This window comes from Alloacidobacterium dinghuense, assembly GCF_014274465.1.
Taxonomy (GTDB): Bacteria; Acidobacteriota; Terriglobia; order Terriglobales; family Acidobacteriaceae; genus Alloacidobacterium; species Alloacidobacterium dinghuense.
The window spans coordinates 4190907-4217334 of sequence record NZ_CP060394.1 but is presented as its reverse complement, the minus strand read 5'-3'; the positions used below and the strand labels follow the sequence as shown (position 1 = coordinate 4217334).

24 protein-coding genes and 1 tRNA gene are annotated in these 26428 nt (G+C 54.7%); 19 read left to right on the top strand and 6 right to left on the bottom strand.

Annotation, left to right across the window (positions count from 1 at the left end):
* Positions 1-206: 206 nt before the first annotated feature.
* Together H7849_RS17400 and H7849_RS17395 are read right to left on the bottom strand one after the other, a co-directional pair.
* Complete coding sequence (locus H7849_RS17400; protein ID WP_186741070.1) at positions 207-1031, bottom strand: alpha/beta fold hydrolase; 825 nt, start codon at positions 1029-1031, stop codon at positions 207-209.
* Entirely contained in the window at positions 1022-1765 is a 744-nt protein-coding gene (locus H7849_RS17395) for a hypothetical protein (RefSeq protein ID WP_186741069.1), read from the bottom strand. The genes H7849_RS17400 and H7849_RS17395 overlap by 10 nt, the downstream gene beginning before the upstream one ends.
* Positions 1766-1844: 79 nt before the next feature.
* Here H7849_RS17395 and H7849_RS17390 point away from each other — a divergent pair, with 79 nt between their 5' ends.
* Positions 1845-2855, top strand: coding sequence for a GlxA family transcriptional regulator (locus tag H7849_RS17390; protein WP_186741068.1), 1011 nt, complete (start codon positions 1845-1847; stop codon positions 2853-2855).
* Between the two features lie 223 nt (positions 2856-3078).
* Here the strand turns inward: H7849_RS17390 and H7849_RS17385 are convergent.
* Positions 3079-3154: transfer RNA gene (locus tag H7849_RS17385), tRNA-Asp, on the bottom strand.
* Positions 3155-3279: 125 nt separating this feature from the next.
* On the opposite strand from H7849_RS17385, the gene H7849_RS27575 reads away from it, so the two are divergent.
* Positions 3280-3561: an FtsX-like permease family protein gene (locus H7849_RS27575; RefSeq protein ID WP_432756500.1), complete on the top strand. Its 282-nt coding sequence runs from the start codon at positions 3280-3282 to the stop codon at positions 3559-3561.
* Between the two features lie 219 nt (positions 3562-3780).
* Here H7849_RS27575 and H7849_RS17380 read toward each other — a convergent pair whose 3' ends face one another.
* Positions 3781-5037 (bottom strand): hypothetical protein, encoded by a 1257-nt coding sequence (locus H7849_RS17380; protein ID WP_186741067.1) that lies wholly within the window; start codon positions 5035-5037, stop codon positions 3781-3783.
* A 382-nt stretch (positions 5038-5419) separates the two neighbouring features.
* On the opposite strand from H7849_RS17380, the gene H7849_RS17375 reads away from it, so the two are divergent.
* From H7849_RS17375 to H7849_RS17320, 12 genes are all read left to right on the top strand, one after another.
* A complete protein-coding gene (locus H7849_RS17375; protein ID WP_186741066.1) occupies positions 5420-6166 on the top strand; it encodes a TetR/AcrR family transcriptional regulator in 747 nt (248 codons plus the stop codon).
* Positions 6138-6554 carry a nuclear transport factor 2 family protein gene (locus H7849_RS17370; protein ID WP_186741065.1) on the top strand — a complete coding sequence of 139 codons (417 nt, stop codon included), beginning with the start codon at positions 6138-6140 and terminating at the stop codon, positions 6552-6554. Before H7849_RS17375 ends, H7849_RS17370 begins: the two co-directional genes overlap by 29 nt.
* Positions 6555-6757: 203 nt before the next feature.
* Positions 6758-7378 carry a LytR/AlgR family response regulator transcription factor gene (locus tag H7849_RS17365; protein ID WP_186741064.1) on the top strand — a complete coding sequence of 207 codons (621 nt, stop codon included), beginning with the start codon at positions 6758-6760 and terminating at the stop codon, positions 7376-7378.
* A gap of 78 nt (positions 7379-7456) precedes the next feature.
* On the top strand, positions 7457-8002 hold the full coding sequence (locus tag H7849_RS17360) for a hypothetical protein (RefSeq protein WP_186741063.1): 546 nt from the start codon (positions 7457-7459) through the stop codon (positions 8000-8002).
* A gap of 38 nt (positions 8003-8040) precedes the next feature.
* Entirely contained in the window at positions 8041-8412 is a 372-nt protein-coding gene (locus H7849_RS17355; RefSeq protein WP_186741061.1) for a hypothetical protein, read from the top strand.
* A 92-nt stretch (positions 8413-8504) separates the two neighbouring features.
* On the top strand, positions 8505-9071 hold the full coding sequence (locus tag H7849_RS17350) for a hypothetical protein (RefSeq protein ID WP_186741059.1): 567 nt from the start codon (positions 8505-8507) through the stop codon (positions 9069-9071).
* Positions 9068-10381: a TolC family protein gene (locus tag H7849_RS17345; protein ID WP_251106332.1), complete on the top strand. Its 1314-nt coding sequence runs from the start codon at positions 9068-9070 to the stop codon at positions 10379-10381. Before H7849_RS17350 ends, H7849_RS17345 begins: the two co-directional genes overlap by 4 nt.
* Positions 10378-11985, top strand: coding sequence for an efflux RND transporter periplasmic adaptor subunit (locus H7849_RS17340; RefSeq protein WP_186741057.1), 1608 nt, complete (start codon positions 10378-10380; stop codon positions 11983-11985). The genes H7849_RS17345 and H7849_RS17340 overlap by 4 nt, the downstream gene beginning before the upstream one ends.
* A complete protein-coding gene (locus tag H7849_RS17335; protein ID WP_186741055.1) occupies positions 11985-15161 on the top strand; it encodes an efflux RND transporter permease subunit in 3177 nt (1058 codons plus the stop codon). Before H7849_RS17340 ends, H7849_RS17335 begins: the two co-directional genes overlap by 1 nt.
* A gap of 10 nt (positions 15162-15171) precedes the next feature.
* Positions 15172-16323: a permease gene (locus H7849_RS17330; RefSeq protein ID WP_186741053.1), complete on the top strand. Its 1152-nt coding sequence runs from the start codon at positions 15172-15174 to the stop codon at positions 16321-16323.
* Positions 16324-16609: 286 nt separating this feature from the next.
* Positions 16610-18409: a multicopper oxidase family protein gene (locus H7849_RS17325; protein ID WP_186741052.1), complete on the top strand. Its 1800-nt coding sequence runs from the start codon at positions 16610-16612 to the stop codon at positions 18407-18409.
* A gap of 166 nt (positions 18410-18575) precedes the next feature.
* Positions 18576-20648 (top strand): alkaline phosphatase family protein, encoded by a 2073-nt coding sequence (locus H7849_RS17320; RefSeq protein ID WP_186741050.1) that lies wholly within the window; start codon positions 18576-18578, stop codon positions 20646-20648.
* 502 nt (positions 20649-21150) lie between these two features.
* Here the strand turns inward: H7849_RS17320 and arsB are convergent.
* Together arsB and H7849_RS17310 are read right to left on the bottom strand one after the other, a co-directional pair.
* The gene (gene arsB, locus H7849_RS17315) at positions 21151-22266 is read right to left on the bottom strand and encodes an ACR3 family arsenite efflux transporter (RefSeq protein WP_186741048.1); all 1116 of its coding nucleotides are present in this window, start codon (positions 22264-22266) and stop codon (positions 21151-21153) included.
* 3 nt (positions 22267-22269) lie between these two features.
* On the bottom strand, positions 22270-22662 hold the full coding sequence (locus tag H7849_RS17310) for an ArsR/SmtB family transcription factor (protein ID WP_251106331.1): 393 nt from the start codon (positions 22660-22662) through the stop codon (positions 22270-22272).
* 104 nt (positions 22663-22766) lie between these two features.
* Here H7849_RS17310 and arsM point away from each other — a divergent pair, with 104 nt between their 5' ends.
* From arsM to H7849_RS27570, 5 genes are all read left to right on the top strand, one after another.
* Positions 22767-23696, top strand: a complete 930-nt coding sequence (gene arsM / locus H7849_RS17305) for an arsenite methyltransferase (protein WP_186741044.1) — start codon at positions 22767-22769, stop codon at positions 23694-23696.
* Positions 23678-24448 (top strand): PP2C family protein-serine/threonine phosphatase, encoded by a 771-nt coding sequence (locus tag H7849_RS17300; protein WP_186741042.1) that lies wholly within the window; start codon positions 23678-23680, stop codon positions 24446-24448. The genes arsM and H7849_RS17300 overlap by 19 nt, the downstream gene beginning before the upstream one ends.
* A 13-nt stretch (positions 24449-24461) precedes the next feature.
* Positions 24462-24953, top strand: a complete 492-nt coding sequence (locus H7849_RS17295; RefSeq protein WP_186741040.1) for an arsenate reductase ArsC — start codon at positions 24462-24464, stop codon at positions 24951-24953.
* A gap of 294 nt (positions 24954-25247) precedes the next feature.
* Complete coding sequence (locus tag H7849_RS17290; RefSeq protein WP_186741038.1) at positions 25248-25664, top strand: arsenate reductase ArsC; 417 nt, start codon at positions 25248-25250, stop codon at positions 25662-25664.
* Positions 25665-25804: 140 nt separating this feature from the next.
* Positions 25805-26308 carry a tyrosine-type recombinase/integrase gene (locus H7849_RS27570; protein ID WP_432756553.1) on the top strand — a complete coding sequence of 168 codons (504 nt, stop codon included), beginning with the start codon at positions 25805-25807 and terminating at the stop codon, positions 26306-26308.
* Positions 26309-26428: the final 120 nt, after the last annotated feature.

Sequence of the window (26428 nt, the reverse complement as noted above, 5' to 3'; positions counted from 1 at the left end):
CGTCGGCGCTGAGTGGCCAGCCATGACAAAATGCGATTGTCTGCCCAGGACCACCCAGTCCTAATAAATCTGGGTCCCATCCTTGGTCGTGATTGTCGGCATGAGGAAACTCATTTAAGTATTGCCACGGTCAAACCATTTTGCACAACCGATATGCGGAAGAAAGGCTGTGGAGGGCTTCGAGGAGCATCTCCACAGCTTGTCCCCTACTTCTTGATGAAAGCCAGCAGGTCTGCATTGATCTGCTCTGCATTTGTTGTTGGCATACCATGTGGGAAGCCAGGATAGAACTTCGTCTCGGCATTCTTCAGCAACTTCGCTGACAGTGGACCGGCGTCGGCGAATGGCACAATTTGATCGTCTTCGCCGTGCATCACCAGCACGGGCACGGTGATCCTCTTGAGATCATCAGTGAAATCGGTCTGAGAGAAGGCGACGATGCCGTCATAATGCGCCTTCGCGCCGCCCATCATTCCTTGGCGCCACCAATTCTCGATGACCGCCTCGGAGGGTTTAGCGCCCGGCCGATTGTAGCCATAGAAGGGGCCCGACGCGACGTCGCGATAGAATTGCGAGCGGTTTGCTGCGAGCTGCGCCTGGAATCCGTCGAAAACCTCCTTGGGAAGGCCCCCCGGATTGGCCGCGGTCTTCACCATCAACGGCGGCACCGCACTGATCAGCACAGCCTTCGCCACGCGGCTCTCTCCATGCCGTCCAAGATAGTGCGCGACCTCGCCGCCACCGGTTGAATGACCAACATGAATGGCATCCTTCAGGTCGAGATGTGCCGTCAATGCCGCAAGATCGTCCGCATAATGATCCATGTCATGCCCCTCGGCCACCTGCGTCGACCGTCCATGGCCCCGGCGATCATGGGCAATGACGCGATAGCCGTGGTTGAGGAAGAACATCATCTGCGCGTCCCAGTCATCGCCCGAGAGTGGCCAGCCGTGGCTGAACACGATCGGCTGCCCCCTGCCCCAGTCTTTGAAAAAAATTTGTGTACCATCTTTCACAGTAATCATGTCCATGGGATTCTCCTTTGAGTGTTGGTCCGTGAATACGGGATTGAGGATTGAGGTGTGAGGATATCGAGAACATCATCCCCATTCGTCTCCGGAGCTAAGCCTTCAGGAAGATATCCGAAGCCCTTTTGCCCATTCCAGACGCAGACTTCTGGATTCGACCCTATCCATAGAGAGCCCGAGTCGCTTAGCGCCAGAGACTCCCCGTAAGTACAGTCAATTCCTTCGGTCTTACCAAAGCATTTGAATGTGTCTCCACTTAACCGGCAGAGAGGTCCGGCGTTATCCCTCTGTCGGGTGCGCGTGACCCAGATATTGCCGCTCTTGTCTTCCAGCATGGCGTTAATGCGTCCAACACGCTCGCGGATCACGTTGAACCGATTGTTCTTCAGTCGAGTGAAACTATTTCCCCCGATCAGTAGGCTCCCGTCTTTTGTGCCCAGCAGCGAAACGACGCCAAGACCGGCAATGAATTTACCCCGAGGATCATGCAGGCTAGTAAATCTCACACCGTCGAAGCGGACCAATCCTGAACTGGCGCCGATCCACAAATAACCGTCAGCCGTTTGCGCAATCGGACCTGGTGTACCGTCGAATGCGGCATCCTGGATGCGCCAGGCGGTGTGCCCGTATTGCGTCAACTTTGGCGTGAAATCTTGCGCGCTCGCGCGGGAGACCGTGCTCAACAGGAGAACATTGAGCAAAAACACGCCCCGCAAGTCGCAGTAAGCATTCAGCATCCATCGCACCCAAAACGCTGTAGCATGCTTATATCAATCCCCATGGGACAAAGGCCAGAGGTTGGATTTGACATTATCAGTGGCAAAACCGACACCAAACCCAGGCCCGCGCGGCGGCGAGATTGGAATATTGGTCTATCCGAACTCACAGGCCGCCGCAGTTCACGGATTGACAGACCTGTTCTGCGTGGCGAACTCCGTCCACCATGCACAAGGAGGAACGTCTGTAGGAGAAATTGTCGTGAGCCACTGGAAACTGAGTGAAGTTTCGGGCCGCATTGTGCGTACCTACACGACGTGTTCGGGACGCAGCCAGAAGCTTGCTGCCATCATTCTTCCGCCGAGCATTGGGGTTCCCGAAACCAGCAACCCGTCTCGAGAACGCCTTTGCCGCTGGCTGAAAGCAAGACATGCACAAGGAACAGCACTCTGCTCGGTTTGCGCGGGCGCTTTTCTTCTGGCGGAAACCGGTTTGCTAAATGAGAGAACTGCCACGACTCACTGGTCTCACGCACAGGAATTGGAACGCCGGTTCCCAAAAATCAAGATAGAGATAGAGAAACTGCTCATTGACCATGGGGGCGTTTTCACTGCGGGTGGCGTGATGGCCTGGATCGATCTCGGCTTACGATGGATCCAGAAACTGATGAGCCCAACTGTGATGTTGGCGGCGGCGCGATTCTTCGTGGTCGACCCGCCACGAACTGATCAGCGTCTATATACCGCCTTCTCTCCCAACCTCTTGCACGGTGACGCTCAAATTTTGCAACTCCAGCATTGGATCCACAGCAAGTACTCCGAGGAACTAACTGTTGCGGCTTTGGCGAGGTTGGCCGCAATCGGTGAGCGTACGTTCTTGCGCAGGTTTTATCGGGCGACGGGCCTGAAGCCAAGCGAGTACTTTCAACAGGTTCGCGTTACCAAGGCCCAGGAGGCACTCGAATTTTCACTTCACACCGTTGAAGAAATCACCTCCATGGTCGGATACCACGACATCAGCGCATTCCGGCAGGTGTTCAAGAAAGTGGTAGGACTCACTCCGGCAGAATATCGAGTTCGCTTTGGGCTTGGAGGTAAGCATCGCGGATAGATATAAGGATCTCGCTCGCTTCACTCCTCGCGAAGGAGTACCGGAGGATCAATAGATAGTGGCGGCGATGAGTCATCGTCGGGGTGGGACGCGTGTCATTCGCCGCACCGCGTCCTAGTTCAAACCGGTGCAATCAACCGACAATTTGCATCGTTGGGATGAGTGCATAACCGCGCCGAGTCACTCATGGAAGCTGGGTCGAAATCGAAAGTTGGACTTCTGACGGGAGCGACGGGACTCGAATCCGCGGCCGCCTGCGTGACAGGCAGGCGCGCTCTAACCAGCTGAACTACGCCCCCGCATGAATCGATTACCTCGTTACCGTTAATTCCTTTCCCTGCCTATCGATTCCCATGACTTCCCGAGAATTCCGTGACAGCCAAAGGTCGTAATTTACAGAAACAAGTGTCAGGTTTTCGGCGTTATGAGCTACTCAGTAGGACAGAGGAGGCAGGAAATGGCGGTACGTGTCGCTTTAGGAGTCCAACGGAGTCGCGTAATAGGGCTGGTCGTCAGACAGGATATGTCAGTTGCTGCTTTGGGATTGGCTGCTGGACTCTTAGGCGCATTCGGCCTGACTAGGTTCGTTTCAAGCTTTCTCTATGATGTGAAGCCCACTGACATCCAAACCGGTAGTTACGCGGGACGAGGAAGCCAGCTGGAGTCGATTTATGAGATAGGTTCTAATCTGACGATCAAGGCATGAAGGCAGCACGCCAATTCGGGATAGTCATTCTGCTTCCTCCACGATCCAGACAAACTGAAGAGATACGAATACACTGGCATCGGCGGTGCGATCATTGAAGACCCGTGAGGCGTGTCGTTTATCACGCCTCACGGGTTCGTGTTCCTAACCGTGCAATTGTCGCATCTGAAGTATCAAATCGAACAGGCATCGCGCACATACTCAGGGGAACGAATCCTGTTATCGGTCGAATTGGCCGGGTCTGAATCTCGGCAAAAGCTGTTTGCCAACATTTGCGGGCAGCTTCGGTTGCGTGGTCACGACATCCGCAACCGACTTGTCTATGCTTTCATCTACGGGGGTTGCCAGAAAGGCGTGGGTCTCGCCCGTATGAGGCCCGCTGAGCACCGTTGCCATGCCTGAGATTTGTCCGCGCTCGTTGATCTGGTTAGCCATGGTTGGGGAGAGGTTGGAACTTGCAGGAAATAGCGTGCCAAGGTCGGTCATCACGCCGTCCTGCCAGATGAAGGCATGGGACCAGTTAAAATTGGCATCCTGGGTGCTTCCCACCACTTGACCCTTGTTGTTGATGCCGCTGGCTATGGCGGTAAAATCTCCCGGCAGAGTCCGGAGGTTTGTGAGTACGCCGTTCTGCCAAAGCGCGGCATAGTAGGTTGAGTTGTCGGGGCTGCCGACCAGCCCAACAATTAGGCCCCGGTCGTTAATGCCGAAGGCGGTGGCGCCTGTTCCGAGGTCGGGAAGCGGGGAGGCCTTGCCGTTTTCCCATAGCACGGCGTGCAGCGCTGCGGTGCAGGTTCCCGAGTAACCCACGACTTGGCCTCGATCGTTGATGGCGTCCGCGGCCCCGTCTGGATCGCTACCCACTGTAGGAAGAGGTCGGGGTTGGCCTTTTTCCCATAACACCGGGAGCGCAATCCGATTATTAGTTGTGTTAGCGGGGCATGTGGAGTCCAGGATACCGTTTTCCGCAAATCCTATGATTTGTCCGCGGTTATTCATGGCGCTGGCCTGCGCGTTATTTCCGCCGAGCGTCGGGAGAGCACTCATGTGGAAATATTGCCAAAGAAACGGACGACACGTAAGGTGTGTGCCGAAGCCGCAAACGTCTTCCCCGTCCGGATCTGGAACAGATGTTTCGGAGTAACCGACTGCCTCCCCTCGATCGTTGATCTCGCCGCCAAAGGGGTTGTCCCAACTGTTCGGTCCTCCGAGAGTGCCGAGGTCGAGCTTGAATTCGTCGATGGTTATCGCCACCCGCCCCTTTACAAGCTTCCCAGACGCGTCCAAGACCCCGTACTGGGTCTCCGTCCACCCCTGATTATTGACGCCCATGGCACAACCAAAATACCCATTGTGGAGAGTGCCCAAATCGGTAACTCTATAACTCGCTTGAGCGACTGCATTGCCGGCGCAAGCCAGCACAATTGTCGTAACACACGGTATCCGGAAATTGCACAACTGTCTTAGTGTGTTCATGTCTCCTCTTTTCTCCATATGAAAGTCGCCGTGGCGAGATGACTGGCGATTTACGTCACGTATCACCCGACGCTCCAGCAGTGCAGAGCGGAATCGGCGCACAACTCCACAAATTCCTGCCGAGTGACAGCTAACGGAGCATGTGGCGTTCCACGTTCATAACGATTACGTGACACAACAGGCCCAACATTTCAGATATCGAAGCAGAGTGGCAGACTAACAACTTCTTGGGACGGGCCCAAAGCGCCTAGAACGACTGTTTCTCCAACTTTTCATACACACACTGGCGAGAGATTACAAAATTCGAGAACACTGAGCCGCCAGGAGTCAGTCGGATCATTTTTATTGACTATAAAAATGATTAACATACATACTAGTTCGTATGTTAGCTGATCGCGAGAAGAAGCGAAGGACCCGTGATCCGGAGCGAACACGGGAACGCCTGCTGCAGGCTGCTTTTCGTGAGGTCCACAGATCAGGCTTCCAGAGTGCCAGCATCGATGCAATTCTCGCCGCCGCCAAGGTCACCAAGGGAGCGCTCTATTACCACTTCGACAGCAAGGAAACCCTGGGATATGCCGTCATCGAAGAGAAGGTCGCAAAACTTACGCACGACAGGTGGTTGCGTCCTATGCGTAGCGAGGGAGAATCCATCGACATTTTGATCGGCGTTGTCCGGCGGATACCAGATCGGACCCAAGATGTTCGCGCCGGTTGTCCGCTGCTCCTTTTGGCACAGGAGATGTCTCCGTTGGACGAGCAATTCCGCAAGCGACTGGAGAGGATATTCCTTGACTGGCAGCAAGGTGTTGCAACGCTTTTGCGGAAAGGGCAGTCCCAAGGAACAGTTCGCCGTGACCTGAATCCAGGCGAGGCTGCCAGCTTTCTGGTGGCGATGGTCGAGGGCTACGCCACATTAGCGAAGAATGCTCAAGATGCGAAGGTGTGGAAAGCGGGGATCAGAAATATCGTGGGCTGGCTGCGGTCCCTGCGCGCCGGGCAACCGCAAACGAGGTTGAAAAGGAGAACGAACTATGAAAAGGGTCGCAGTGTCGCGCAGGAATCTGCTCACAACGGGAGCCTGCGCGCTGGTGGGCGCCGTGAGCCTGTCGGGACCGGCAAAAGTTAGCGCATTGGGAGACCAGAACTTAACGAACGAGGAGGTAGTTCGGAATTGGTACGCAGCCTGGAAGAAAAAAGACTGGGGCCCAGTAGATAGCTTGCTCGCCGACAACTTCACCTTTACAAGCGCGGCCGGCGACGACCACATCAACAAGAGCACTTTCAAAGCGCGATGCTGGGAAACACAGATCGATTTCATTGGACATTTTGACCTGGAGCGAATCACCACTGGCGCGGACGATGCTTTTGTGAAGTATCTTTGCCACACCAAGGACGGTAAGTCGTTTCGGAACGTGGAGTATCTCCGAATCAAGAACGGAGAGTTGCAATCCATTGAGTGTTATTTCGGCGCGCAATCGAGCTTTCCGTCAGCAGTGAGCGCTGGGCAGAAGTAACTATGGGCTGGAAGGTAAGGCCTAGGGTGCCGATCTGCCGAAATCACCAACCAATCGACGCGTTTATTGTTCCCGTGGGTAGATGGTCAGACGGATTCAGTGCCCCGGTTATGTAGGACCATTTTCACGTAGAAGCAGCGCACTCGTCAGTCTCGCTTCTGGTAGCACGAAGTGGAAACGAGTCGGCAGAGGGAGGTTCCATCGTGAACGCCCGCAAGAGTCAGAACAAGAAGACCATTGCACGTGAGATGTTTGTCCAACTAACTCACGCTAATGCAGAGGCTTCGGCTAGCTCACCGCAGGGCAATACGACTTGCTCCACCAAGAGCAAACGGGAATACACTCTCGAATCGACAGCAGGGGATGGGTTCTACGAAACTATAAATACTCCATCGCTTCCGGTAGCCCGAGTTGATGATGCCAACCTTATCCGAGCCTTGCAGCAATTGGAGGTTCTAGCAAAACGACAGGCGCCACGAATCGCGTGCAAGGCAAAGGGAAGAATCTTATTCCTGGATTTAGCTGAGATCGTGGCAGTACAAGCCGAAGGCAATTACGTTTCGTTGCAACACCGGCCCAATCCCTATTTGCTGCGGGAATCTCTCTCGTCTATCGCGGAAAAGCTCAAGCCCTACGGCTTTATTCGTATTCACCGCTCGGTCGTCGTAAATATTTCCGCCGTGGAGGAGATCCAACCTTTACCGACCGGAGAGTACAGGCTGCGGGTAAAAAATGGGAAGAACTACTTGGTAACGCGCCTATACAAGGACAACCTCAGAGATCTGGCTCAACTGTGGGTAGGCTCAGAGCGCTTTCCCGGCTAAGCTCTGAGTGTGCGCCACTTCGTTAACTTCATCTCTGAGCGGCCAGATCAATTCGCACAACTTACTATGGATACATCTATGCGTCTGCCCATGCTCGCTGGAATGTATCTGTTACTGTTTGGGTATCTGTCTGCTTTCGGCCAGTCTTCCAGTCAAGCGCCCAGCCAGTGGCAAGACGCCGGGGAAGATAAAGATCCGAAGGTCATCCTTGAACTTGGGGCAGCTACAAACTGGAACTTCGGCGGCGGCGCAGCTACGTTCGCGCCGAATCTTGCCGCAGAGATTACGCCTATCGAGAATTGGCTAGAGATTGAGGCCGGTATCTCACCTTTCTACACCCGGAAATCCACAGAGTGGGACACGGATCTGCTCTTCAAGAAGCCATGGACCTTATCGCGCAAGGCGGAGTTTATGTTTGGCGCCGGTCCTCAATGGGTTCACCTCTCACAAAATGGAAAAACGACCGATTCGATCGCTGGTGAGGTGGCAGGAGACTTTATGTTTTGGCCAACTGGCAAGCACCGCTTCGGTTGGTTCCTCGAACCGGCTTACGACTACAGCTTTGCGGGTGGCCACCAGCAGTCCATCGGCATGAGCGCCGGTTTGTTGATTGGTTTTTTTTGAATCGAATGTCCCATTTAGCCTATCCTAGTGAAAAGGGCATGAAGGCAGCGCGCCAATTCGGGATCATCATTCTGCTTCTGGTATCGTATCTGACGCCAGCGATGGCCTGCATGGTGTCCGATGTGCAGATGAATGCCGAGGAACGTGCCTGCTGCCTGGCGAAGAAGAACCACTGCGAGCAGATGGGGATGCCCGCCTCGCATGGCTGCTGCCAGAAAACGCCCAAGAGTGCTCAAGACAATGCGCTCGATACAAAGGCTGTCACTTATCATCTGGTTGCGCTTGCCGTAGATTGGCTTTCCGCAACCGACTCGCTAATCGCGAATCCTGTTGCCACAGGATTGGTGGAGCACGCCGACGCCTCGCCTCCACAACCGCCGCTCAGTTTTATCTCCGTTCTAAGAATCTAGTTTTCACCTTTCTCGCTCTGCTTTCGCCGAGCGCAGACGTACGTGTCTGCGCGCTGGCGATGTTTTGAACAGCAATCGAGATTGGAGTCCGTATGCACGTGGTCTCATTTGTGACCGCCACGCTCGTGCTCGCCGGTGCGCCTTCCGCTTCTGGGCAGCTTACAGCCGCGAACACACTAACACCTTTGTCTCAAACCTCAATTGAAGGTACCCCTCTTCCTCCCGCAACCACCATGAACGCGCCCGCTGTCCTGCGAGTTGCGACCACTGCCTACGAAGTGGATCCCGACACCATCGCAGGTGTTGCTGTTCAGACGATTTCAGTTCAGCCTTCATCGTCCGAGCTTTCTCAGATGAGCAAGAGAGAAGTGAAAACGCTGATCAGAAGTGCAAAAACATCTGACGATCACAGGGAAATCGCAAGCTATTTTGCGCGACAAGCTCAGATCTTCGCGAAGGAAAGCAACGAATACCAGGTCCAGAGTGACCTCATCGCTGCAAATCCGGCGAAGTACAAGACAAATTATCCTTCCGCCTATGACCAGAGCCGATTTTGGGAACAATATTTTGCGACGAAATCAAGAGAAGCTGCGACCGCAGCAAACTTGCATGAGCAACTCGCGCGGTCTCTAGCGGAAAAGGAGACGGAAGTCAGATGAATCGGCACCGTGCAATTGCGCGCTACTTTGAACGTTGGGGCCATCCGATGAAGTCTCTCTCTACGCTGACGATCACGCTCGTGCTGGCAGTTGCCTCGCCTGTTTTGGCACAGGAGGCGGCAGTAAGTTCGCCAACACCTCTTACTCAGCTCTTGGCCGAAGCTGAGGCAAGCAATCCGCAGATTTCAGCTTCCGATCATGAGGCGCGAGCCGCGCGGCAGATGGCGCCGCAGGTGACCACGTTGCCTGATCCGAAACTCACCTACCAGCAGTTCAGTGTCGGCAGCCCGAAACCTTTTGCCGGATATACCAACAGCGACTTTGCGTACATCGGCATCGGCGCTTCGCAGGAACTACCCTATCCGGGAAAACTCAGGCTGCGTGGACAGGTCGCTGATCGCGACGCTAACACAAAAGAGGCTGAAATCGATGTGATCGAAGTCGGCATCGCCGATGCGGTGAAGGCCGACTACCTTCAGCTTGCTTATCTGCAACAGACCCTTGGCATCCTGCACCAGAACGAGGCCGTTCTCGACCAACTTATTCAGGATGCGACTGCCCATTATCAAGTTGGCCAGGGAATGCAGCAGGACATACTCGAAGCGCAGGTGAACCGCACGAAGATTGTGCGCGAGATCACCATGCACCATCAGCAGATGGGGCAGCTACAGGCGCATCTCAAGGGGCTGTTGAACCGCGATCAGACATCACCTGACATCGTTACTGAAGATCTGAACGAAACTCCGCTGAAACTCCGCTCTGATGAACTGCTGGCACTGATCAAGAACAACAATCCTCAGATTCAAGTGGATGCGAGTGCTATTCAGAAGCAAGATGCGCAAGTCGCATCCGCGAAGCGTGAGGGCAAGCCCGACTTTGAGGTCGGCTACATGTACCAGAACACCGACCGCAAGTATCGGGACTATTACGAATTCACCTTTAATGTTCGCTTTCCGCGCAAGAAGCGCGTCAACGCGGAGATCGCGGAAGCGCAGGAAGAACTTATCGCGTCGCGGCAGACGCTCGATGCGCATTTGGCGCAGCAGCTCTCCCAGGTTCAGCAGGACTATGTGCAGGCGACGCGGGATGAAGACCTTTTGAAAGAGTATCGCGAAGGCCTGGTTCCCCAGTCCGATGCGGCGTATCAAGCCACTCTCAGCGCCTACGCATCGAGTAAAGAACAGTTCACGCATGTGCTCTTGTACTTCACTGATCTCCTCAACCTGAAGCTCGAATATGCGCAGACGCTTCTCGATCATGAGACTGCGCTGGCCCACCTCGAATCTCTGACAGGAGCGACACTGCGATGAACAAGTATATTTTGAGAACCTCTCTCGTCTGGATGACCGTCCTGGCAGTTCTCGCAGGGATATGGACTTATCGATCTCACTGGAAGAAACAGCCTCAAATGATGAAGACGAATATGCCGATGTCAGGCGATGTGCAGCCTGTAGCTGCAGGGCCAGCTTCCGACATGGAGAAGTCTGCGTCATCGATGCCGGTCATGTCCATGCCGGAGTCGAAGGATGCCGCCCTGGTTCCCGTGCAGCTTACACCGGAGAGAATGCAGAGCATCGGTGTGAAAACGGGCACAGTCGAATACAAGCAACTAAGCGACGATATTCGCGCGACAGGCACCGTAGATATAGACGAACGGCTTCTCTCGTATGTGCAGGTACGTTTTCCCGGCTATATCCGGAAGGTCTTTGCCAATGCAACGTATCAGTATGTGCGCAAGGGCGAACCGTTGTTCACCGTGTACAGCCCCGATCTGGTAGCGACACAGCAGGAATATCTCCTCGCGCAGCAGAACCAGAAGATATTGCAGTCGAGCACGGTTGATGGCGTAGCCGCAGGGGCGGCAACGTTGTCCACTGCAGCCGAGCAGAGACTGGAGCAGTGGGAAGTGCCGGCAAGCGAGCTTGCTAAGCTGAAAGAGACAGGCAAGCCGGTCACCGATCTCACCATCTACTCACCAGTATCGGGATACATAACCGAACGCAATGCTCTTCCGAATCTTTACGCAGAGCCATCAACCCGGTTGTACACCGTTGCCGATCTCTCCCGTGTCTGGGTCAACGCGCAGATTTTCCAGGATGACATTGGACGGCTGAAGCCGGGCGATACGGTTGCGATAACAGTGGACTCGTATCCCGGACGTACATTTGCCGGCCGGATCGAAGAAATTTTGCCGCAGGTTGATATGGCGACACGTACGGTGCGCGTGCGTCTCGCGATTGCCAATCCCGGCCTCAAGTTAAAACCAGGCATGTTCGTCAACGTTGATGTGAAGAGCAATCTGGGACGCCAGCTTGTAGTGCCTGCGCCTGCTGTCTTTCAATCAGGAACGCGGCAGTTGGTTTTCGTCGATCACGGCAACGGTAGCCTTGAGCCGAGAGAAATTGCAGTCGGACCTCGTGTTGGGGATGACTTTGTTGTGCTCAAAGGATTGACCGCGCATCAGTCCATCGTTACCTCGGCAAATTTCCTCATTGATTCCGAGAGCCAGTTGCAAGCCGCCGCAGGTTCTTTTGTGCTTCCTCCTCCAGGCTCCGGAGGAATGGGCACACCGGGAAACCAGTCTCAATCAGCGCAGGGAAATATCGAGTTCACAACAGATCCAAATCCTCCCCAGAAAGGCAATAACCTCTTCCGAGTAAAGCTCACTGATAGCAAGGGAGCCGTTGTCTCGGGAGCAGACGTGAGTGTGACGTTCTTTATGGCAGCAATGCCGGCAATGGGCATGGCGGCGATGAATGCGACAGCAAAGCTGAGCGATAAAGGCAACGGCCTCTACGAGGGTGCCGGATCGCTTGGCTCCGGAGGGACGTGGCGAGTCTCGATCACCGCCCAGAAAAATGGTCAGATCATCGCCACCAAGCAACTGAGTGTCGACGCGACAGGAGGCATGTAATGCTCTCGAAAGTCATCGAAGTCTGCGCTCGCAATCGGTTTCTTGTCTTTACCGGAGTGCTGCTGCTTACGCTCGCGGGTATCTGGTCTCTACAGCACGTGCCGTTGGATGCATTACCGGACATCTCTGATGTGCAAGTGATCGTGCATACAGCCTGGGCGGGAGAACCGCCAGATGTCATCGAAGACCAGGTGACCTATCCCATTGTCACCAGCTTGCTTGCCGCGCCGCATGTAAAGGCAGTGCGTGCGCAGACCATGTTCGGCGATTCCTATGTTTACGTGGTTTTTCAAGATGGCACCGACCTCTACTGGGCACGCTCTCGGGTCATCGAGTATCTGCAGCAGATCAGCGGACGCTTGCCAGAGAACGTGCATCCTTCCATCGGTCCGGATGCGACGGGAGCAGGTTGGGTTTATGAGTATGCCATCGTGGACAAGAGCGGTAAGCATAGCCTGGCTGACCTGCGTACCTTGCAGGATTGGCATCTGCGGTACGCGCTGGAAACAGTACCCGGAGTGGCAGAGGTGGCCACCATCGGCGGTTATGTCCGGCAGTATCAGGTGCAACTGGACCCTAACAAACTGCTGGCCTATGGCATTCCTCTCTCCACGGTCATCGACAAGGTGAAGATGAGCACGAACGAAGTTGGTGGGCGACTGCTCGACCTAAGTGGCGCGGAATATATGATCCGCGGCCTCGGCTATTTGCGCTCGCTTGACGACCTCGCGATGGTTGCAGTCGGCAGCAAGAACGGAACGCCAGTGCTGCTACGCGATCTCGGAACGGTGAGCTTCGGTCCGGATATTCGCGAAGGCGTTGCCGAGTGGAATGGAGAAGGGGAAACAGTCGGCGGAATTATCGTGATGCGACAGGGCTTGAATGCTCTGAATGTCATCAACGGCGTCAAGCAGAAGCTGCGCGAGATCGCGCCATCGCTTCCGCCAGGTGTCCAGATCATGCCCGGCTACGACCGCTCCGGCCTCATCGATGCGTCGATCAAGACTCTCCAGCGTGACCTGATAGAGGAAGCGATCATCGTCAGCGTCGTGATTATTGTTTTTCTCTTCCACTTCCGTTCAGCACTCATCGCAATTCTCGCTTTACCCATTGCTGTTCTCGTCTCATTCATCCCCATGTATTGGCTCGGCGTTACCTCGAACATCATGTCGCTCGGCGGGATTGCGCTGGCCATCGGAGTTCTTGTCGATGCCTCGATCGTGATGGTCGAAAACGGCTACCGCCATCTGTCTGAGCGGCAAGAACACAACACTGAGCCGGTATCGGAACCTGAGCGACACCAGATTCTCATCAATGCAGCGAAACAGGTCGGCCCGGCACTCTTCTTTTCATTGCTCATCATCGTCGTTTCCTTTCTGCCCGTCTTTCTTCTGGAAGCACAGGAAGGACGCATGTTTCGTCCATTGGCCTGGACCAAAACGCTGGCTGTTGGTTCGTCTTCCATCCTTGCCATCACGCTTGTGCCGGTTCTCATGGTGATGCTGATGCGTGGAAAGCTGCGTCCGGAGGAAGCCAATCCTATTTCACGTTTCACCAAGGCTATTTATCTGCCGATTCTCAAGTTCTGCCTGCGGCATCGCTGGCTCACCATTGCTGTCAACCTGATCTTTCTTGTCGCAACTTTCCCATTGGCTACAAAACTGGGAAGCCAGTTCATGCCGCCGCTCTTTGAAGGCTCGACCTTGTATATGCCCACGGCGCTTCCGGGGATCTCGATTGAGCAGGCGAAGGTATTGCTTCAGCAGCAGGACAGGATTCTTCGCAGCTTCCCGGAAGTAGCAAGCGTCTTCGGCGCGGTTGGACGCTCTGACAGCGCTACCGACAACGCTCCACTTGACATGTATGACACAACACTCATGCTCAAGCCACGCGAGCAATGGCCCGCGGGCATGACCTATGACCAGCTCATTCAGCAGATGGACGAGAAACTTCAGTTCCCCGGTCTCTCGAATACCTGGACCATGCCGGTGGAGAATCGTCTGGACATGGAACTGACCGGCATCAAGACACCGCTTGGCATGAAGGTTCAGGGGCCAGGTGTGGAAGGCATTCAGCAACTCGCATCGCAGATTCAGAATGTTCTTTCCGGTCTTCCTGAGATGCGTTCGGTCTTTGCAGAGAAGGTTGCGCAAGGCTTTTACATCAACGTAGATGTTAATCGCGAGGAAGCCGCTCGCTATGGCCTGACGATCGCAGATGTGCAGACCGCCGTACAGTCTGGCATTGGTGGGCAAAGTATTGCAGAGAACATTGAGGGCCGCGAGCGCTATCCCATCAATGTTCGCTATCAAAGGGATTTTCGTGACAGCGTCGAGCAGATGAGCAAAGTCCTGATCGGTACTCCATCCGGCGCGCAAATTCCGCTCGGCCAGGTGGCGCGTGTTTCCTTCTCACATGGTCCTGCAATGATCCGCGATGAGGACGGCGCACTGACGGGATACATCTACATCGATCTCAAGAACACCGACTACGGCGGCTTTGTCTCCAGAGCTGACAAGCTGTTGCATGAAAAACTCGCTCTTCCTGCGAATTACACCTTTCAGTGGTCGGGAGAGTATGAACTCGAACTCCGAGCGAAGCAGCGGCTGCAACTGATCCTGCCAGTTGTTTTCTTTGTGATTTTCATTTTGCTTTACCTGGTCTTTCACTCGGTTGCTGAGGCGCTTGTTCTGATCTTTCCCACGATCTATGCGATGAGTGGAGGACTGTTGCTGCAATGGCTGCTCAAGTACAACTTCAGCGTTGCTGTTGCAGTGGGATACATCGCGCTTTTTGGCATCGCGGTTGAAACTGGCGTCGTGATGGTTGTCTATCTTCACGAAGCGCTCGAACACAGACTGAAATCTGGAAAGACTTTGACGAATGCCGACATTGAAGCCGCCGCGATCGAGGGTGCGGTCCAGCGTCTACGGCCTAAGCTGATGACCGTTTGCGCGGTGCTTGCCAGCCTTGTGCCTATCCTCTGGGAGTCCGGCATCGGTTCAGATGTCATGAAGCCGATTGCGGCGCCGATCGTCGGTGGCATGATCACCTCAACCATTCATGTCCTGATCCTGGTGCCAGTCTTCTTTGTCATGATGAAGGAGCGGGCGCTGAAACGAGGAAGGCTTACTCCGCTTGTCACGTCGGAGTCACTGGTTACATCTCAATCGTAGGAGGCGTTCGATGCTCGCGGCAATCGGTCACGCTCTGATGATGTCGTTCGCAATGACCTGGGAGATTCTTTGGGCACTGATTCTCGGTTTCGGGCTCTCCGCAATCATCCAGGCTGTCGTGTCCAAAGAAGAGATGAGCCGATTGCTGCCCGACGACTCGGCTCGTACCGTAACTGTGGCGTGCGGCTTGGGGGCAGCATCATCTTCCTGTTCCTACGCCGCCGTCGCGCTCGCACGCTCCATGTTCCGCAGAGGAGCGAACTTCACGGCTGCAATGGCCTTTCAGTTCGCTTCCACCAATCTCGTTGTCGAACTCGGTATCCTGCTGGCCTTGCTCATGGGCTGGCAATTCACGCTGGCCGAGTTTACAGGCGGACCGCTCATGATCGCGATCATGGTCCTCTTGTTCAAGGCATTCCTGACGCCCAGGATTGTCGAAGCCGCGCGGCAGCAAGCTGACAAAGGCATCCAGGGACACATGGAAGGACATGCGGCTATGGACATGTCTATTCACGAAGGAACCATCTGGCAAAGGATGTTTTCGAGCAAAGGGAGGACTGCGATCAGCCACTTCTTCGTCATGGACTGGGTGATGATCTGGATCGATCTTGGCGGAGGACTACTCATTGCCGGAGCGCTTGCAGCCTGGGTGCCGCAGCACTTCTGGCAGGCATTCTTTCTACAGGGACACCCGATTCTGTCGAAGCTTTGGGGTCCCCTTGTTGGCCCGATAGTGGCCATCGTGTCATTCGTCTGCTCCATCGGAAATGTGCCTTTGGCCGCGGTGCTGTGGAATGGAGGCATAAGCTTCGGCGGCGTGATCGCGTTCATATTCGCCGATCTCATCGTTCTTCCCATTCTCGACATCTATCGCAAATACTATGGACTGAAAATCGGCGCATTTCTGCTGGCTATCTTCTACGCCGCAATGTCAGCAGCGGCGCTTGTGGTGGAATTTGTTTTTCAGATATTGCATCTGATCCCCCAAGAACGAAAGGCTCAAATTGTCGAGGGGACCATTCGCTGGAACTACACAACCATTCTCAACATAGTCTTTCTGGCGCTTGCGTCGGTTCTGGTGATCCGCTTCTTCCGCACGGGAGGGCCTGCGATGATGCGCATGATGAGCGGTCCGGGTCATCACGGAGAGCATCATGCCTAATTGCCACATTAGATAACGAGTAATGGGAAAATTTGCGGATCTGGGGCGCTTGGTCATTTGACCGCAGAACGCAAAGTCTGTTTTTTTCAGCTCGCACAGAATTTCCTGTGGCCTTCAAATTCAATCGGCGTCCGCGGCGGGATTTCAACCCGCGTTTCGCATGGATCACGGGCATTGTGTGGAATCCAGTGTTTGTCGTTGGACGCAACGATCGTCCAGCCCGGTAATTCATCTGGCTTTAATGCTGAGAGCTGGAACAGTTGAAACCATGGTCAACGGGACTGTGATGAGGTTGTGTGCCGCGAATCCAGCTTTTCGACCTGCCTATAAACGTATCAACGGTATCCTGATTACGCTTTGTGCCGTGTTTCTTGTCTTGTGTCCTTTTCGGGTGCACGGGGAAGTCTGTGCGCGTCCGCAGGCCGGAAGCGTTGTTACCGAGCCGCCTGACCTGCGCAGCAAAAACGGGATACTTGAAATCAACATGACTGCGGAAAATGTCAAGGAAAGCGATGGCCGCACACGCTACTGCTTTGTCGACGATCAGGGCCGCGAGTCCCCCAGTCTGCGGGTGAATCCGGGCGATCGGATCATCATTCATCTGAAAAATGCGATGACGGAGATGCCCCACGCGGCCGCTGTGGCGCAGCATGCTCATTCCCATGCGGCAGGTGGCGAGTGCGCGAGTGGCGCAATGACGCTGGTATCAACAAACCTGCACTTCCACGGGTTGACGATTCCGCCTACGTGCCATCAGGACGATGTGCTGAAGACGTCACTCGAGCCGGGGGACACGTTCGACTACAGTTTCCGCATCCCGGATGACGAGGCTCCGGGCCTCTACTGGTATCACCCGCATATTCATGGGTTCGGCAAACCGCAACTGCTGGGAGGCGCGTCGGGAGCGCTGATTGTCGAGGGCATTGAGCGCGCGAAGAAGGAAGTTGCAGGGCTGCCGGAGCGCGTGCTGATCATTCGCGACCAGGACCTTGTGAACCCCAACTCCCCGCCGTCGAAATCGGAGCCTGTTGTGCCGAAGTTCATGATCGACAAGGATGGAGATTCGGCAAACAACGGGACGGGATTCGGCAAGCCGGCGAAGGACCTTTCGATCAACTACGTGCCCGTGCCATATCCGGACTACCCGCCGGCAACGATCCAGATCAAGCCGGGTGAAAAGCAACTGTGGCGGTTACTGAATGCTTCCGCGATTACGTATTTAAACATCCAGATGCTGTTCGGCCATACGCCGCAGCAACTGGGGCTGGTCGCGATGGATGGCGTGCCGATCGGGCTTGGGACAGGGAATCAGGATGCGCTCGACGCGGTGAACTGGCAGACGCATCTAGGTATTCCACCGGGCTCGCGGGTGGAGTTTATTGTGCAGGCTCCGGCGGCGGGGCAGGATGCGCTGCTGGTGACGAGAACGGTAGATACCGGGCCGGGCGGCGAGAATGACACGAACCGCGCCCTGGCGAAGATCGTGGCTTCGGCGGATGCGGCTGAGCCAATTTCGAGATTGCAGAGCGCGCCGCAGCCGCTGCTTTCGCCTGCGGAGAAGTGGCTGGGCGCTGTGGCTCCGGTGCGAGTGCGGCACTTGTATTTTTCGGAGAAGCTCACGGATCCGAATGATCCTGCGAGCGCGGTCGAGTTTTATCTGACCGAAGAGGGCAAAACTCCGAAGATGTTCGAGATGAATGCGCCTCCGGACCTGGTGGCGCAGCAGGGGACAGTCGAGGACTGGATTATCGAGAATCGGAGTGCAGAGCTGCATGCCTTTCACATACACCAATTGCATTTTCTGCTGCTGGAATACATGGGGCGGCAGGTGAATGAAAACTTCCTTAGGGATACGGTGAATGTGCCGTATTACGGTGGCCGCTTGCTCACGTATCCGAGTATTCGCATACGGGTGGATTTTCGCGATCCGAATACGGTAGGGATATTTCCCTATCACTGCCATCTGCTGGAGCACGAGGACAAGGGCATGATGGGGACCATCCTGGTCGAGCCTGCGCAGGGGGACCAAAAGATGTCGGCAGAGGGACAGCACAAAGCACTACCCGAGTCACGTACTGCTCAGTAGCCCTCTTCAGTTTGTGAACGCCGGGTTAAACGTTCGTGAATCATTAACCGGAAATAGAAACAATATTTACACATTCTTAAACATCTGGACACGAACCCGCAATTTTCGCGGCCATATCCTCGACCTGGTTGACGGCTTGAGCCCCAACCCCCCAGGAGGCAGTTGAATGACCGTAGAGCGACTCGCATCAAGTATTGTGCGAACCGTGCGCGCGGGTGTAATTTCCGCGGCTGTGTTCCAGTTTGCAATCGGTAACTCTTTACTTCAGGCCCAGTCTTCGAGCAATTCCCGTGACAATGACACCAGTTCGCCGATCAAGCACGTCATCGTTATCATCGGCGAAAACCGCTCCTTCGATCACGTTTTTGCAACTTACGTTCCAAAGAAGGGAGAGACGGTGTGGAACCTTCTTTCCGAGGGCATCATCAAGGCGGATGGAACACCCGGCAAGAATTTCTCCAAGGCCGAGCAGAAGGCAGCGTTTGACCAGGCGCCGGACGCATTTCTGCTGAGCCCAACGAAGGACACTTTCCCTGGGAACTTTCTTCCGTCTCCGCTGACGGGCGGTCCAACGGACTCGTACGTCCCCAACGACAGCCTCAGCGTTGCGACGGCGTCTGAGAACGGCCTGCCGAGCGATTATTACAAGTACCTGGTCTCGGGCGGAACGGGTCTACCATCGAAGACTCCGGACACCCGTATCAAGGATGTGGACGTTCTTCCTACCGGACCGTTCCAGCTGACGAACGGCGATACCTTTACATATAACTCCTATGCGGCAAGCCCGGTGCACCGGTTCTACCAGATGTGGCAGCAATTAAATTGTGATGCGACAAAGGTCAGCACGGATAACGGCTCAGGCTGCGATTCCTCCCTATTTGCCTGGGTGGAAACGACGGTGGGCGCGGGTACCAATGGCAAGAAGCAGGCGGCAAACTTCAGCACGGAGTGGTATCCGGGTGCAGCCACAACCGGCGAGGGGTCCACGGCGCTGGGCTTCTATAACGTGCAGAAGGGCGATGCGCCCTATTTCAAGCAACTAGCCGATAACTATGCGATGAGCGACAACTTCCACCAGTCAGTGAACGGCGGAACGGGCGCAAATCACATCATGCTGGGCCATGGGGATGCGATCTGGTTCAGTGACGGCAAGGGTAATCCGCTCAGACCGCCGCACGGTCAGTTAGTAGTTGCGGGCACGGCGAATGCGGGCGTAGTGGATGAGATTGAGAATCCCAACCCGCAGAAAGGTACCAACAACTGGTATGCCGAGGATGGTTATGGCGGTGGGTCATTTGGATCTGCTTCGTTTGGCGGCGGGTCGTACTCGATGTGCGCGAGCCTCGCGCAGCCGGGCGTGGCTCCCATCGTGAACTATCTGCAATCGCTGCCGACGCCGATCGATCCCAACTGTGAGAAGGGACACTACTATCTGCTGAACAACTACAACCCGGGGTATTTCGGCGACGGCAGCAATGCCTTTACCGATACCAATGCGAACAACACGGTGTTCACGATTCCGCCGTCATCGGTGCGCAGCATCGGAGACGAGATGCTCGCCAAGGGTATCTCGTGGAAGTACTACGGCGATCAGTGGAACAACTACCTGAAGGACAAGTACCAGCTCAACTACGCGGCGATCGGCAAGAATACGGACGAGTATTGCAACATCTGCAATCCGTTCCAGTACGACACTTCCATCATGAGCAACGCGAAGGTCCGTACCGCCCATCTTCAGGACACGGCCAATCTGTACAACGACATCAAGAACGGGACGCTGCCCGCGGTCTCGTTTGTGAAGCCGAGCGGCCTCGTGGATGGGCATCCCGCTTCTTCCAAGCTCAACCTGTTTGAAGGCTTCACGAATAAGATTGTGGACGCGGTGAAGGCGAATCCCACGCTGTGGAAGGACACGGCCATCATGATCACGTTTGACGAGGGCGGAGGTTATTATGACTCCGGCTACGTGCAGCCGTTGGACTTCTTCGGCGACGGCACGCGCATTCCGCTGATCGTGGTGTCTCCGTGGACGAAGCCGGGCCACATTTCGCACGACTACTCCGACCACGTTTCGATACTGAAGTTCATCGAGCGGAACTGGGGCCTGGAGACGGTGACCGACCGCAGCCGCGACAACTTCCCCAACCCGGTGACGGATCCGGCCAACCCGTATGTTCCGGTGAACAGCCCGGCGCTAGACGACCTGTTCGGCCTGTTCGACTTCCCTAACAACGAATAACGGCAACAATGAGAGCCTCCCGTCGCGATTTCATCGCGCGGGAGGCTTTTCCTTTTTGCGGCCCAGGTATAGTTTTCAGTGCGACGCCGCCAAAGGGGGCGCGAGATATTCTTTTTCAATTGTTGCTCCCAGGGAGATGCGCTCAGCGAGAGTTTTATTCATGAAGACTCAAAGAATTGGAATCAAGTCTGGCGAGGACGGCGCAGACAGTCATGAGTTTGGGGGCAGACGGTTGACGGCTCTCTCAACAATTCGGTTTTAGTCGGCGCACGCAATGATTCCTACTTGAGTCTGATTTTGATAATTCCATCGAGAATGATGCAAACTACTGAGGGCAATAGAATGCTTCTCACGGGCCGCTCTCTCTGCGTCGGGCGAACTTGCATGTTGCTATGTGCTCTATGCATGCCTGCGATTTGGATCGATGATCATGTGCGCGAGGACCGGCACTGATGCCGGAGTCACTACCGCCGATGATGAGGAAGCGCATGCCGGTATCCTCTCAGGCATTGATTGCAGCTTTATTATTAACAGGCGCCGCGGAGGCAAAATAACGTTTCCGCAACCAGAAGGCCACATTCACCAGACCAATCAATGCCGGGACTTCTACCAGCGGCCCGATCACGCCTACGAAAGCCTCACCAGAGTTCAGTCCAAAAACCGCGACGGCGACGGCAATCGCCAACTCAAAGTTATTTCCCGCCGCCGTGAAAGACAGCGTGGCGGTCTGGGCATAATCGGCACCTAGCTTTTGCCCCATCCAGAAACTCACCAGAAACATAATGAGAAAGTAAACAACGAGCGGCACGGCGATACGCAGCACATCGAGCGGAAGCTTCACTATCAGATCGCCCTTGAGGCTGAACATGACCAGAATGGTGAAGAGCAGGGCAACCAGGGTAAGTGGGCTGATATGAGGAATGAACCGTGTCCGATACCACTCCTCGCCTTTTGCGCGAACCAGCATGAAACGAGTCAGCATGCCAGCGAGAAACGGGATGCCGAGATAGATGAAGACACTCTTGGCTATCTGCTCGATGCCAACATTTACAACTGCACCTTTAAAGCCGAACCATGTGGGCAGAATCGTAATGAAAACCCAGGCATAGATGCTGTAAAAAACAACCTGGAATACGCTGTTCATGGCCACCAGACCTGCCACGTAATCCGAGTCGCCTTCGGCAAGTTCGTTCCATACCAGCACCATGGCAATGCAACGCGCGAGACCGATGAGAATGAGACCTCGCATGTATGCAGGCTCTCCCCGCAAAAACACGATCGCCAAGAGGAACATCAAAATCGGACCGATGATCCAATTCTGAAAGAGTGAAAGGCCCAACACATGACGATTGCGGAAGACCTCGCCGAGCTTTTCATAGCGGACCTTCGCTAGCGGAGGGTACATCATTATGATCAGGCCGATAGCAATAGGAATATTGGTTGTGCCCGACTGAAAACTGTTCACGAAGACCGCAGACCCCGGGATAAAGTGGCCGATGGCGACCCCGATTGCCATTGCCAAAAAAATCCAGAGAGTCAGAAAGCGGTCCAAAAAGGAAAGCCTTTTCCGAGCAGCAGGCGCACACACCTGGCCTTGAGTGTAAGGGACACTGGACATGATTTACCTCGACGCCAAGATTGGAAATGAGTTAACTGGCGTTGGCAGGGGCACACCCTGCAACGTCCCGAATTTCTCCGGCATGCAGCAAGCCTTGGTTAGTTTGGCTCGGTCTGCCTGCATCGTCTTTTCTTCTTTGAACCACTGAAGCATCTGCTGTAGAACCTGGGCTGCCCCCTCATTGGGGGGCATGACGATCCGGTAATGCATCCATTTGCCATCGCGACGAGCAGTGACGATGCCTGCATTTCGCAGGTAGGCGAGATGCCGGGATATCTTCGGCTGTGACTGGCCCAGGATCTCGACGAAATAGCAGACGCATAACTCCTGATCTCCCATGAGGTTCAGGAGGCGCAACCTCGTGTTGTCCCCTAGTGCCTGAAAAAAGCGTTCCATGTTGAAGGATTTCTGTTTCGCGGCCATGTTGTGATTATATTCGCATTGACATATACGTCCAGTGAATAATATATTTGTTTTGGCGGATATATTCGGAGGAGCCGATGGAAGAACAAACAGTGCTCGAAACGGTGCGATCCAAGTACGCAGCGGTCGCTGAAAGCGAACTTTCAACGAAACATGAAGGAGTGAAGGCTGTTGCCGAGGCATTCGGCTATAGCGCTGAGGAGCTAACCTCGATACCCGCCGAGGCCAATATGGGCTTGTCCTGCGGGAACCCGACAGCCATTGCATCCTTGCGGCCAGGCGAGGTCGTTGTGGATTTGGGCTCCGGAGGTGGTCTGGACATTTTTCTCGCCTCAAAATTGGTGGGACCCAATGGTAAGGCGATCGGTATTGACATGACACCGGAGATGATCGAGCGCGCTCGCGGAAACGCTCAGAAGGGTGGCTATGGCAATGTCGAATTTCATCTTGCAACCATCGATCATCTCCCACTTCCCGATGCATCCGTAGATTGCGTCATCAGCAACTGCGTGATCAACCTCGCGCCTGACAAGCCTGCAGTCTTTCGCGAGATCGCCCGGGTGCTCAAACCAGGGGGGAGAGTTGCCATCAGCGACATTGCTCTTAAAGGCGACCTGCCACCTGCAATAGCGCAAAGCATGGCTGCCTATGTTGGCTGTATCTCTGGAGCAATGCGAATTGACGACTATCGTCAGAGCCTTTTGACTGCGGGATTCGAGCACGTCGAAATCGTTGACAGCGGAGCGGACCTCAACGCCTACGCCAAGGTCGAAAATCAAGCTGGCTGTTGCTCGCCATCTATGACGAGCAACAATGATCTAAATGTGCTTCCCGGAGCGTGCTGCTCTCCCGCAGATTCGACATCTGCCACGCTTCATGAAGATCTCAGCAAGCTTCTCTCGGAATACGACGTGAACGGGGCAGCCGCGAGCGTGAAAGTCTATGCGGTCAAGCCGGTAACCCTCCGGAATGAGTGCTGCGGACCGACATGCTGCCCTCCGAAATAAAGCTCATGACACTCGGTTTACAAATCGATGCAGGACTGGAAGCTCAACTGGAATTGGCTAGACAAGTCCAATTGAGCCTCCTCCCCGAGCGGGGCTGTTGTCTGGGTGGCTGGGAAGTCGCCTTTTCCTACGAGCCCGCGGGCTTGTTGAGTGGAGACTATGTCGACCTGATTCCTGCTGGGCCAGATGCTTTCTACTTTGCGCTGGGAGACGTGTCAGGCAAGGGAATCGCTGCATCCATGTTGATGTCTCATCTCCATGCCACCCTTCGGACATTGTTGCCCTTGAAAGCGAGCATTGAGGCGGTTGTGAAAACTGCAAGCCACACCTTTTGCCAGAGCGCTCTTCCCGCTCAATTCGCAACCTTGGTGATAGGAAAAGCAGAACGCAACGGAATGGTGGAGTTGGTCAACGCTGGCCATACTCCGATATTGCTTGCCGACGCCAATGAGGTACAAGTGATAGTCGCGGCAAATCTTCCTGTGGGAATGTTTTGCTCGACCGATTTTACGGCTGTGAAACGAATCGTTAGTCCTCGAAGCACCCTTGTTCTGTATTCAGACGGGATTACAGAGTCAACGGACAAATCTGGTAATGAGTACGATCTGAGTCGACTCTCTGAAACACTGTTCCAATCGAGACACCTATCCCCGCGCGAGATCTTGGATACGATCAGCGCCAGTATTGCTGACTTCAGCAGTAGTGCACCGGCCAGCGACGATCGCACGATGCTCGCGCTTCAGCGACTTTAGAAAGGATTTAGGGATGCCTGCACATTACAAAGTCTTGTTTCTTTGCACCGGGAACTCCGCCCGATCCATCATGGCTGAGGCGATCATGAAGCGTAAGGGTGTGCCGTACTTTACTGCATACAGTGCCGGAAGCCATCCGTCAGGAATAGTTCGCCCGGAAGCCCTGCACCAGCTTGAGATAGCAGGACTAAGCACGGCGGGTTTATATAGCAAGTCCTGGAATGAGTTTGCCGCATCAGATTCTCCGCGGCTTAATTTCGTTTTCACGGTTTGCGACAATGCCGCAAAAGAAGTTTGTCCACTCTGGCCCGGTCAACCGATGACCGCACATTGGGGAGTACCTGATCCTGCCGCAGTCCAAGGCACCCCGGAAGAAATTGAACGTGCTTTCCGCGAAGCCTTTTCTATACTCGATCGCCGAATCAGTTTGTTTCTCTGCCTTCCACTTTCGAGCCTGGATCAGTTTGCGTTGCAGAAAGAGATAGATGAGATTGGAAGGCAATAGAAACCCGGCTATTTGCCGTAAGCGTCACCAGGGCCGTTAATGCACACTTCGTCAGCACCTGGTGGAAACCAAGTGTCGGAGGACTCAGTGCCCAAAGATCCTCATGATTCGAAGCGGGTTATCGTAAATGGCTCCTGAGTGAAGCGCTTCGTTTATGATCGACTGTGAATGCTATATGAATTCCTCATGGATTGTCTTCATGGGCAAGATGGTGACGCGATACGCTAAAGGAGGAGAAGCTCTTACGGACGAGCTGATTTGCATGAAACCCAGACTCAAGGAGCATGTCAGAGAGTGCGAACTTTTATTTTTGCCTGCGTTCACAATGCCGGTCGGTCACAGATGTCGGCAGCGTTCTTCAATCAATTTGCGGATCCGGGATTAGCGCGGGCCATTTCTGCAGGGACTCATCCGGCGGAACATGTGCATCCGGTAGTGGTCGACGCGATGCGTGAGGTTGGAATTGACTTGAGCCATGCCAAGCCACAGAAACTTACCGCGGAACTTGCGCAGAATGCTGAAATGCTGATCACGATGGGTTGCGGGGATGAGTGTCCCTATGTCCCTGGTCTTCGCCGGGATGACTGGCCGTTACCAGATCCCAAAGGACAGGGAATTGAATCCGTGCGGCAGACTCGTGATGAGATCAAGCGGCGAGTTTTACATCTATTGGCTCAGGAGCAGCTACCCGGCGTGTTAGTTTCTGGTTAACGTAGAAGAGTCCGACTCCTTCTTTGTCCTCACTATTTCCTCTCGATTCCTCTGTTTGCTAAGGATTCCGTGCAGATGCCTGGGATGCATCAACCTTGACGTAGAAGGGCCGCGTCAAAAGCGAATACTCGGAAGATGACATCCCGCTCGACCCTGCTGTTGCTCAGGTCTTGCTCGACTGGCAGCAACGCTGTCCAGCAAGCGCGCCTGGTTGGCTGTTTGCAAACCCGGCAACTGCAAATCCATATCACGCGAGCGAGATTTGCAAGAACCATATACGGCCGGCGGGAGAAAAGCTGGGTCTCGAAAGGATCGGCTGGCATACGTTCCGCCACACCTATTGCACTCTTCTCGACGAAACTGGCGCGCCGATGAAGGTGCAACAGGAACTGATGCGGCACGCCAACATTCAGACCACGATGAATGTATACGGCTCTGCCATGTTGGAGAGCAAGCGAACCGCGAACAGCAAGGTCGTTCGCCTGGTTCTAGCTCCATCACCACAACCGGGAAGCGAAAAGGGCCGCATGCCTGCGGCCCCTAATGTTCCCTTTTGTTCCCCCGTTAACGGGGCAATCTCTCGTAACCTATTTAATCTAATGGTTGCGGGGGCTGGATTTGAACCAGCGACCTTTGGGTTATGAGGGCAACTAAATCCTTTGTTTTCAACAATTGAGCGGCACTAATGGCGACGCTAAACGACTGAAAACACTTTAGCACTACACGGTACCTGTCCCTGATCTGTCCCTATCATGCCCATTCTG

What these genes read in the sequence shown, in the direction of transcription:
- H7849_RS17400 (WP_186741070.1), bottom strand. Translation starts at nt 1,031, where the DNA reads ATGGACATGATTACTGTGAAAGATGGTACACAAATTTTTTTCAAAGAC.
- H7849_RS17395 (WP_186741069.1), bottom strand. Translation starts at nt 1,765, where the DNA reads ATGCTGAATGCTTACTGCGACTTGCGGGGCGTGTTTTTGCTCAATGTT.
- H7849_RS27575 (WP_432756500.1), top strand. Translation starts at nt 3,280, where the DNA reads ATGAGCTACTCAGTAGGACAGAGGAGGCAGGAAATGGCGGTACGTGTC.
- H7849_RS17380 (WP_186741067.1), bottom strand. Translation starts at nt 5,037, where the DNA reads ATGAACACACTAAGACAGTTGTGCAATTTCCGGATACCGTGTGTTACG.
- H7849_RS17375 (WP_186741066.1), top strand. Translation starts at nt 5,420, where the DNA reads ATGTTAGCTGATCGCGAGAAGAAGCGAAGGACCCGTGATCCGGAGCGA.
- H7849_RS17360 (WP_186741063.1), top strand. Translation starts at nt 7,457, where the DNA reads ATGCGTCTGCCCATGCTCGCTGGAATGTATCTGTTACTGTTTGGGTAT.
- H7849_RS17355 (WP_186741061.1), top strand. Translation starts at nt 8,041, where the DNA reads ATGAAGGCAGCGCGCCAATTCGGGATCATCATTCTGCTTCTGGTATCG.
- H7849_RS17350 (WP_186741059.1), top strand. Translation starts at nt 8,505, where the DNA reads ATGCACGTGGTCTCATTTGTGACCGCCACGCTCGTGCTCGCCGGTGCG.
- H7849_RS17345 (WP_251106332.1), top strand. Translation starts at nt 9,068, where the DNA reads ATGAATCGGCACCGTGCAATTGCGCGCTACTTTGAACGTTGGGGCCAT.
- H7849_RS17340 (WP_186741057.1), top strand. Translation starts at nt 10,378, where the DNA reads ATGAACAAGTATATTTTGAGAACCTCTCTCGTCTGGATGACCGTCCTG.
- H7849_RS17335 (WP_186741055.1), top strand. Translation starts at nt 11,985, where the DNA reads ATGCTCTCGAAAGTCATCGAAGTCTGCGCTCGCAATCGGTTTCTTGTC.
- H7849_RS17330 (WP_186741053.1), top strand. Translation starts at nt 15,172, where the DNA reads ATGCTCGCGGCAATCGGTCACGCTCTGATGATGTCGTTCGCAATGACC.
- H7849_RS17325 (WP_186741052.1), top strand. Translation starts at nt 16,610, where the DNA reads ATGAGGTTGTGTGCCGCGAATCCAGCTTTTCGACCTGCCTATAAACGT.
- H7849_RS17320 (WP_186741050.1), top strand. Translation starts at nt 18,576, where the DNA reads ATGACCGTAGAGCGACTCGCATCAAGTATTGTGCGAACCGTGCGCGCG.
- arsB (WP_186741048.1), bottom strand. Translation starts at nt 22,266, where the DNA reads ATGTCCAGTGTCCCTTACACTCAAGGCCAGGTGTGTGCGCCTGCTGCT.
- H7849_RS17310 (WP_251106331.1), bottom strand. Translation starts at nt 22,662, where the DNA reads ATGGAACGCTTTTTTCAGGCACTAGGGGACAACACGAGGTTGCGCCTC.
- arsM (WP_186741044.1), top strand. Translation starts at nt 22,767, where the DNA reads ATGGAAGAACAAACAGTGCTCGAAACGGTGCGATCCAAGTACGCAGCG.
- H7849_RS17300 (WP_186741042.1), top strand. Translation starts at nt 23,678, where the DNA reads ATGCTGCCCTCCGAAATAAAGCTCATGACACTCGGTTTACAAATCGAT.
- H7849_RS17295 (WP_186741040.1), top strand. Translation starts at nt 24,462, where the DNA reads ATGCCTGCACATTACAAAGTCTTGTTTCTTTGCACCGGGAACTCCGCC.